Annotated in this window: 1 tRNA gene and 2 rRNA genes (1 of these 3 cut by a window edge); all 3 read right to left on the reverse strand. The window is 54.8% G+C overall.

What is annotated here, in order from left to right:
- Positions 1-77, reverse strand: a tRNA-Met gene (locus tag H8S47_RS18410).
- A 121-nt stretch (positions 78-198) separates the two neighbouring features.
- Positions 199-313: ribosomal RNA gene (rrf, locus tag H8S47_RS18415) — 5S ribosomal RNA — on the reverse strand.
- 215 nt (positions 314-528) lie between these two features.
- Positions 529-2,500: ribosomal RNA gene (locus H8S47_RS18420) — 23S ribosomal RNA — on the reverse strand (it continues 825 nt past the right edge of the window).

Here is a 2,500-nt window from a genome sequence, read left to right on the forward strand (position 1 = left end):
TGGTTGCGGGGACAGGATTTGAACCTGTGACCTTCAGGTTATGAGCCTGACGAGCTACCGGGCTGCTCCACCCCGCGCCGAGATCCCATTAAAGTGTTACTTTAACGGGGCCCGAGTTCCCGTGAGGGAATAGGTGTATGAGACGTTTGTGAATGGGTTTTGGATATGTTGCGTGTTGCATGTTGCACGGGCTTCAATGCCTGGCGACGACCTACTCTTCCATCGCTTGAGCGATAGTACCATTGGCGCAGTCGGGTTTCACGGCCGAGTTCGGAATGGGATCGGGTGGGACACCGACGCTATAGCCACCAGGCAATGGAGCCGGTGCGACATGCGTGTACGTCATATCTGGGTCCCCGCCGCGGCTTTCGCGTTGGCGGGGTTTAAAATCGATACCGTGCTTGGGTATAGTGGTATTCGACCAATCCCTCGACGGCGAGGGGATTGGCAATCTGGCGTCGTCTTAATCATCCGCACTATCGTTGGCTAACTAGGCGAACCCAGTGTTGTCATTGATGGTGTGAGACTCTCAAGCGCGAATAGAGCAATTAGTATCGGTTAGCTCCATGCGTTACCGCACTTCTACATCCGATCTATCAACGTCGTGGTCTCCGACGGCTCTATGAAATCTTATCTCGAGGGAGGCTTCCCGCTTAGATGCTTTCAGCGGTTATCCCGTCCATACATAGCTACCCAGCTGCGCTCCTGGCGGAACGACTGGTACACCAGAGGTATGTTCAACCCGGTCCTCTCGTACTAGGGTCAACTCCTCTCAAATTTCGACGCCCACGGCAGATAGGGACCAAACTGTCTCGCGACGTTCTGAACCCAGCTCACGTACCACTTTAATTGGCGAACAGCCAAACCCTTGGGACCTGCTCCAGCCCCAGGATGTGATGAGCCGACATCGAGGTGCCAAACAACCCCGTCGATATGAGCTCTTGGGGGTTATCAGCCTGTTATCCCCGGCGTACCTTTTATCCGTTGAGCGATGGCCCTTCCACGAGGGACCACCGGATCACTATGACCGACTTTCGTCTCTGCTCGACTTGTCAGTCTCGCAGTCAGGCGGGCTTATGCCATTGCACTCTAACAGACGGTTTCCGACCGTCCTGAGCCCACCATTGCGCGCCTCCGTTACTCTTTAGGAGGCGACCGCCCCAGTCAAACTACCCGCCACAGAGGGTCCCTGTTCCGGCTTACGGAACGAGGTTAGACATCAGAAACAAACAGGGTGGTATTTCACCTATGGCTCCACATCAGCTGGCGCCGATGCTTCAAAGCCTCCCACCTATGCTACACAGTTTCTTCCTAATGCCACTCTGAAGCTGCAGTAAAGGTGCACGGGGTCTTTCCGTCTAACCGCGGGTACTCCGCATCTTCACGGAGAATTCAATTTCGCTGAGCATGTCCTGGAGACAGTGGGGAAGTCGTTACGCCATTCGTGCAGGTCGGAACTTACCCGACAAGGAATTTCGCTACCTTAGGACCGTTATAGTTACGGCCGCCGTTTACCTGGGCTTCATTTCAGAGCTTGCACCCCTCCACTTAACCTTCAGGCACCGGGCAGGCGTCAGGCCCTATACGTCGTCTTGAAGCCGACTTAGCAGAGCCCTGTGTTTTTGCTAAACAGTCGCTACCCCCTGGCCTGTGCCCCCTCAAAGTGCTTGCGCATAGTGAGGGCCTCCTTCTTCCGAAGGTACGGAGGCAATTTGCCGAGTTCCTTCAGGACACTTCTCTCAAGCGCCTTGGTATACTCTACCTGACCACCTGTGTCGGTTTCGGGTACGGTCTATACGGTGGGGCTATTTCCTGGAACCATTTCGAAGCCATCCCAATCCGATAAGGGATGACAACACACATGATCCGTCACACACCACCAGGCCCACGAATATTAACGTGGTTCCCATCGACTACCCCCTTCGGGCTCGTCTTAGGGGCCGGCTCACCCTGCGCGGATTAGCCTTGCGCAGGAACCCTTGGTCTTTCGGCGAGAGGGCATCTCACCCTCTTTATCGCTACTCATGTCTGCATTCGCACTTCCGATACCTCCACGACCCATTACCAGATCGCTTCACAGGCTTACGGAACGCTCCGCTACCGCGTACCACATAAGTGGCACACCCTAAGCTTCGGCACGTATCTTGAGCCCCGTTACATCTTCGCCGCAGGACCTCTTGTTTAGACCAGTGAGCTGTTACGCTTTCTTTAAAGGATGGCTGCTTCTAAGCCAACCTCCTGGTTGTTTTGGAAGTCCCACATGCTTTCCCACTTAGATACGATTTGGGGGCCTTAGCTGTAGGTCAGGGCTGTTTCCCTTTTGACGACGGACCTTAGCACCCGCCGTCTGTCTCCCGCATATCACTCTTAGGTATTCGGAGTTTGGTTAGGTTTGGTAGATCTCGCGACCCCCTAGCCCATCCAGTGCTCTACCCCCTAAGGTGTTCGTGCGAGGCACTACCTCAATAGTTTTCGCGGAGAACCAGCTATTTCCCGGCTT

It is taken from the genome of Sphingomonas albertensis, assembly GCF_014358075.1.
Taxonomy (GTDB): Bacteria; Pseudomonadota; Alphaproteobacteria; order Sphingomonadales; family Sphingomonadaceae; genus Sphingomonas; species Sphingomonas albertensis.